Below are 5,876 nucleotides of genomic sequence, written 5' to 3'. Positions count from 1 at the left end.
GCGCGTCGTTCAGCAAGGCCCGCCGCGCCGAGTTGCTCGACGAGCTGGCGCCCTACCGGGACACCGGCGGCGAGCACCCGTGGGTGCACGGCGACCACGAGCGCGGCCAACGCATCCCGGGTGGGGTGAGCCGGTGGACCGGCACGAAGAACCTGGAGTGGGAGCCGGTGCGCCCGGAGCTGGTGGTCGAGGTGGGCTACGACGCGATGGAGGGCGAACGCTTCCGGCACACCGCCCAGTTCGTCCGGTGGCGCCCGGACCGCGACCCCCGGTCCTGCCGCTACGACCAGCTCGACCGGCCGATCCGCTTCGACGTCGACCAGGTGCTGCGCGCGGCGATCCGACGGCCACCGTGGACCGCGCCGCCACCGGCCCGGCGTAGCCTGGCCGTCGACCCGATCCCGGAGGACCACGTGACCCGCACCGCCGACCAGCCTCGGATGGCGACCAGCCGCCGGGTCCGTCGCACTCTCGTCGCCTTCGGCGTCGCCGCGCTGCTCACCGCCGGTTGCACGCTGCCGGCGTTCGCGCCGCGCACCGAGGTGGAGGGCGCGGCTGCCCCGACCGGCAGCGCACCCACCTGGCGGCCGTGCCCGGAGGTGCCCGACGAGTTGGTCGGGCGGAGCGCGCCGAACATGCGCTACGAGTGCACCCGCATCGCCGTGCCCCGTGACTGGGGCACCGGCGGCGGGGCGAGCACCGGCCCGGGCGCCGGGGAGACCTTCGAGATCGCCCTGCTGCGCGCCCGGTCCACCAAGCAGCGCGACCGGGTGGGCTCGCTGGTGGTCAACCCGGGCGGTCCGGGCGGGTCCGGCGTCGACACCGCCGTCTACCTGTCCTTCGGCCCCCAGTTCGGCGGGCTGCCCACGTCGATCACCGAGCGCTTCGACATCGTCGGCTTCGATCCGCGCGGGGTGTCCCGGTCCAGCCCGGTGAAGTGCATCTCCGACGCCGACCTGGACGCCAGCTTCGGTTACGACCCGGACCCGGCGAGCCAGGCGGCATTCGACGGCTTCGTCGGCCTGAGCCAGCGCATCGGGCGCGGCTGCGGCGACCGGTACGGCGACCAGTTGCCGCTGTACGGCACCGAGCAGGCCGCCCGGGACATGGACGCGGTACGCGCCGCCGTGGGCGACGACAAGCTCACCTACCTGGGCTACTCGTACGGCACCCTGCTCGGCGCCACGTACGCCCAGCTGTACCCGCAGCGGGTGCGGGCGCTGGTGCTCGACGGCGCGGTCGACCCGCAGCAACGGTTGGTCGAGGGCTCGGAAAGCCAGGCCCGCGGCTTCGAACGGGCCTTCACCAACTTCACCACCTGGTGCGCGGCGAACGCGGGCCGCTGCCCGATCGCTCCGGACGCCCGCGCGGCCGTCACCTCGGCCATCGACAAGGCCAAGGTCTCCCCGGTACGCGGCGCGGACGGGCGGGAGGCCACCGCCGGCTGGGTGTTCTACGCCGTCATCTCCTCGCTCTACACCGAGTCGGGTTGGCAGGAGCTGGCACAGGCGATCGACAAGCTGGCCGAGGGCGACCCGAAGGACGTGTTCCGGCTCGCCGACGCGTACGCCGGCCGGGAGGACAACGGGCACTACTCGAACCTGTTCGACGCCAACCTGGCCATCAACTGCGCCGACGAGACGGAGAAGCCGAGCCGGCAGCAGATCCGACAGTTGCAGTCCGAGTGGCGCGGGAAATACCCGCTGTTCGGGCCGGCGTTGGCGGTCGGCATGTTGAGCTGCGTCGAGTGGCCGGGTGGGCGTGACCCGTACCCGACCGGCAAGGCGAACGGCGCGCCGCCGATCGTGGTGGTCGGCACCACCGGCGACCCGGCGACACCGTACGAGCAGACCCCCCGGCTCGCGTCGATGCTGGGCGTCGGCCGGGTGCTGACCTGGGAGGGCGAGGGGCACACCGCGTACCCGCAGACGTCCTGCATCACCGATGCGGTCGACGCCTACCTGCTCGACCTGACGGTCCCCCGGGAGGGCCTGCGCTGCCCGCCCCGCTGAGCGGTGTGACAGGCTCCCGGCATGACCGATCTGATCTACCGGGAAGCGGTCCGGGCTGACCTGCCCGCCGTCATCGCCCTGCTCGCCGACGACGTGCTGGGCAAGGCCCGCGACTTCACCGAGGTCGACGAGGCGTACGAGCGGGCGTTCGCGGCCATCGACGCCGACCCGCGCAACCAGCTGATCGTGGCCGAGCAGGGCGGCGACCTGGTCGGCTGCCTGCAGATCACCTACATCCCGGGTCTGGGTCGGCACGGCAGCGAGCGGTCACTGATCGAGTCGGTCCGGGTCCGCTCCGACCGACGTGGCCAGGGGTTGGGCCGGGACCTGATGACCTGGGCGATCGACCAGGCCCGGCAGCGCGGCTGCGCGCTGGTGCAGCTCACCACCGACAAGACCCGCGCCGACGCACACCGCTTCTACCTGGGCCTCGGCTTCGTGGCCAGCCACGAGGGCATGAAGCTCGCCCTCTGACCGCACACGGGCTACGTTCGCCGCCATGAGCAAGCCGAGGAGCCCCGGGAGCCCGCAGCAGCGCCCACCACGGCGTCGGCGAGGTCTGCTGCTCCTGGCGGTCGGGGTGGTGCTGCTGGTGGCGGCGTTCTGGCTGCCCGGATGGCGCAGCGTGTACCCCGACCGGACCGAGGTCGTCCCGGGCGCACGGCTGGTCGGTTGGGCGTTGCCCTTCGCGGTGATCGCCGCCGGGAGCGCGGTGCTCTCGCTGACCACCACGGAGGGTCCCGCTCGTCGGGTGTGGCGGCAGGCCAGCCGCGGACTGCTCATCGCCAACGCGCTCGCCTGCGGCAGCCTCACCGGCGTGTACTGGTACTTCGAGGCCGAGGATCCCTTCGTCGGCCACGAGCTGCTCTCGACCGCGCCGGGCCCCGGCATCGTGCTGGCCCTGGTGGGCTGCCTCCTGATCCCGCTCGCCGGCGCGCTTCCCGAGCGCCACCAACCCGCCGACCAGCCCGGAGGCAACCAGCCCGAGGGCATCCAGCCTGGGGGCAACCAGCCCGAGGACAACCAGCCCTGACCGGGCCGGGCGCCGTTGATGCCGGACGGGGGCCAGCACTTCTCCCTCGGGCCCTTTGGAGCTGATGTCGTAAACGATTCACCGCCGCGATTCAGCTACGACATCAGCTCCACAGTGGGCGCGACCACCATGCCCTACCTGTCGCGCCGGCCGCCCGACAAGCCGACAACAGCCAGCCCCCGACAACAGCCAGCGCCCGACAGCGGCCAGCGCCCGACAGCGGCCAGCGCCCAAGAGCGCCAGCCGTCGACAGCGCTCAGCCGTCGACCAGACGACCGTCGCGCAGGACGAGAACCCGGTCGGCGAGGTCGATCAGGGCCGGATCGTGCGTGGCCACCAGTGCGGTCATGCCGCGGGCGTGCACCACCGCGCGCAGCAGGTCCATGATTGACCGCCCGGTCTCCGAGTCGAGCTGACCGGTGGGTTCGTCGGCGATGAGCAGGTCCGGCTCGTTGGCCAAGGCGCGGGCCACCGCGACCCGCTGCTGCTGCCCGCCCGAGAGCTCGTACGGGCGCTGCGCGGCGTGCCCGCCCAGGCCGACCAGTTCCAGCAGCACCGCGACGCGCTCTTCCCGCTCCGCGGCCGGCACCTGCGCCAGCCGCAACGGCACGCCCACGTTCTCGGCGGCGGAGAGGATCGGCACCAGCCCGAAGGTCTGGAACACGAACCCGACGGTGCCCCGGCGCAGCCGCAGCAGCTCCGCCTCCCCGGCGGAGGTCACCTCGTGCCCGGCCACCACCACCTGACCGCTGTCCGGTCGGTCGAGCCCGCCGATGAGGTTCAGCAGCGTGGTCTTACCGGCCCCGGAGCGGCCTCGGATGGCCACCAACTCGCCTCGCCCGGCAGTGAAGGACACGTCCCGCACGGCGTGCACGGCGTGCTCACCCCGGCCGAAGGTGCGGCTGACCCCACTGACGCGGACCACCTCGTCGGAGTTCGTCGTCAGCCCGCCGCCGAAGCCGGTCGCGCCGGTCACCACCATGTTCCGCTGGCTCATGCCCGCGCCCCCCGATCCTCCGAGGCCCGGTCGCCGGGCCGTACCTGCACATGGTCGGGCTCCAGGTCGAGCCGGACCCGCTCCTTCAGCGCGAGCGCGTCGACGAACGCCGCCGGCAGCTGCATCCGACCGTTGCGGTCCAGCACCGCGTACTCCTCGCTGACCAACTCCGTGTTGCCGTCCGCGTCGATCCGGGCGGTCCGGCGTACCTCGGAGGCGGTTCGGCCGTCGCGGATCGCGACGGTCCGGCGGACCTGGGTGGCCACGGCGTGGTCGTGGGTGACGACCACGATCGTCACGCCCAGTTCCGCGTTGATGGTGCGCAGCGCCGCGAAGACCTCCGCGCCGGTCGCCTCGTCCAGCTCACCGGTCGGCTCGTCGGCGAAGAGCACCTCGGGGTCGTTGGCCACCGCCACCGCCACCGCGACCCGCTGCTGCTCGCCGCCGCTGAGCTGCCCCGGCCGCCGGTCGGCGCAGTAGCCCACGCCAACCAGGTCGAGCAGTTCCCGGGCCCGCTCCCGGCGGGCCCTGCGGCTGCGCCTGCCGGCCAACTGCATCGGCAGCTCGACGTTCTCCAGCGCGTTGAGGTACGGCAGCAGGTTGCGGCCGGTCTGCTGCCAGACGAACCCGACCAGCTGCCGCCGGTAGCTCAGCCGCCGCTTGGCCGACAGCGAGAGCAGGTCGTAGTCGGCCACCCGGGCGATACCGGCGGTCGGCGTGTCCAGGCCGGAGAGGATGTTGAGCAGGGTCGACTTGCCCGAACCGGAGGCACCGACGATCGCCACCAGCTCACCCCGGTCGATGACCAGGTCGAGCCCCTGTAGGGCGACCACCTCCACCCCCTCGGTCTTGAAGATGCGCACCAGGCCGTCGCAGACGATGTGCCCGCGGAGACGGTCCTGCCCGCCGGCCCGCTCGGCGGCGCGAAGCGCTGCCCGCTGTTGCAGCGCGGCCAGGTCAGGCACCAGTGGCGTCTGGGCGGTAGCGGTCATCTCAGCTCTCCTCTCCGAGCCGAAGCACCTCTCCGAGGCGCAACCGGCGGTTGTTCAAGGCCTCGACGGCGACCGCGAAGCCGAGGGCGACCGCCCCGAGCGCGAGCACCGCGGCGACCAGACTGGGCTCGAACGCCACCCGGACGGGCACACCACTGGTGAACGCGGACAGGCCGAGCACCGGGTTGAGCAGCAGGGGCAGGACCGCGCCGACGAGCGCACCGGTCAGCACCGACACCGCGACCAGCGGGGTCAACTCGACCAGCAGCAGCCCTCGCCACTGACGGCGGGACAGGCCGAGGGTGCGCAGCCGGGACAGCACCTGGCCCCGGGACCGCGCGCCGGCCAGCACTGTGAACGCGATGGCCAACAGTCCGAGCAGGGTGCCGCCGACGGCACCGCCCAGGAACCCGAAGGCCAGCACCCCGTTCGCCCCGCCCTCGCCGAGATCCCGACGGACGTCCGCCCGGGTGTCGACGGTGACCCCGATCAGCCGTTCCCGACCGGTGACGGCGCCGTCGCGCTGGTAGCGCTCCTGGCCCTGGTCGCCGACGACGCGCAGCGCTTCCGCGTCCAGTGCGTCCCCGGCGATCAGCAGGCTGGTCGGCACGGGTGTGGTGGTCCGCGTCGGCAGGGCCTGCCAGGGCAGGATCACGAACCGGCTGGCGTTCGCCGCCAGCATCGGGAAACCGGCCTCGGTGCCGGCCACCCGGAACTCGTACCGCTCGCCCTGCACCACGACGAAGGCGGAGTCGGCCAGCCCGGCCTTCGCCAGGTCGGCGGCGATCGCCGGTGAGACGATCGCCGGCAGCGGACCCGGGCCGGGCAGGGCGGTGCGCAGC

Annotated in this window: 6 protein-coding genes and 1 pseudogene; 4 read left to right on the top strand and 3 right to left on the bottom strand. The window is 73.2% G+C overall.

Translation table 11 applies throughout. The features are described from left to right. The 4 genes and pseudogenes from KBX53_RS19575 to KBX53_RS19560 all read left to right on the top strand — a co-directional run. A pseudogene (locus KBX53_RS19575) lies at positions 1 to 332 on the top strand (ATP-dependent DNA ligase); the annotation flags it as partial. 108 nt (positions 333 to 440) lie between these two features. Further along, positions 441 to 2,012 (top strand): alpha/beta hydrolase, encoded by a 1,572-nt coding sequence (locus KBX53_RS19570; protein ID WP_210860881.1) that lies wholly within the window; start codon positions 441 to 443, stop codon positions 2,010 to 2,012. 21 nt (positions 2,013 to 2,033) lie between these two features. Next, a complete protein-coding gene (locus KBX53_RS19565) occupies positions 2,034 to 2,486 on the top strand; it encodes a GNAT family N-acetyltransferase (protein ID WP_030336204.1) in 453 nt (150 codons plus the stop codon). 25 nt (positions 2,487 to 2,511) lie between these two features. Next, positions 2,512 to 3,045, top strand: a complete 534-nt coding sequence (locus KBX53_RS19560) for a hypothetical protein (protein ID WP_210860879.1) — start codon at positions 2,512 to 2,514, stop codon at positions 3,043 to 3,045. Between the two features lie 256 nt (positions 3,046 to 3,301). Here KBX53_RS19560 and KBX53_RS19555 read toward each other — a convergent pair whose 3' ends face one another. From KBX53_RS19555 to KBX53_RS19545, 3 genes are all read right to left on the bottom strand, one after another. Then, complete coding sequence (locus tag KBX53_RS19555; RefSeq protein ID WP_051708782.1) at positions 3,302 to 4,027, bottom strand: ABC transporter ATP-binding protein; 726 nt, start codon at positions 4,025 to 4,027, stop codon at positions 3,302 to 3,304. Between the two features lie 11 nt (positions 4,028 to 4,038). Beyond that, the gene (locus tag KBX53_RS19550) at positions 4,039 to 5,034 is read right to left on the bottom strand and encodes an ABC transporter ATP-binding protein (RefSeq protein ID WP_030336210.1); all 996 of its coding nucleotides are present in this window, start codon (positions 5,032 to 5,034) and stop codon (positions 4,039 to 4,041) included. Position 5,035: 1 nt separating this feature from the next. Beyond that, positions 5,036 to 5,876: FtsX-like permease family protein (locus tag KBX53_RS19545; protein WP_210860877.1), on the bottom strand; the 841-nt coding region annotated here is incomplete at its 5' end.

Origin of the sequence: Micromonospora sp. M51, from assembly GCF_018070305.1 — a bacterium.
In the GTDB taxonomy this organism is placed as follows: Bacteria; Actinomycetota; Actinomycetes; order Mycobacteriales; family Micromonosporaceae; genus Micromonospora; species Micromonospora parva.
The sequence above is the reverse complement of the archived record's forward strand: the minus strand, read 5'-3'. Positions and strand labels throughout refer to the sequence as shown.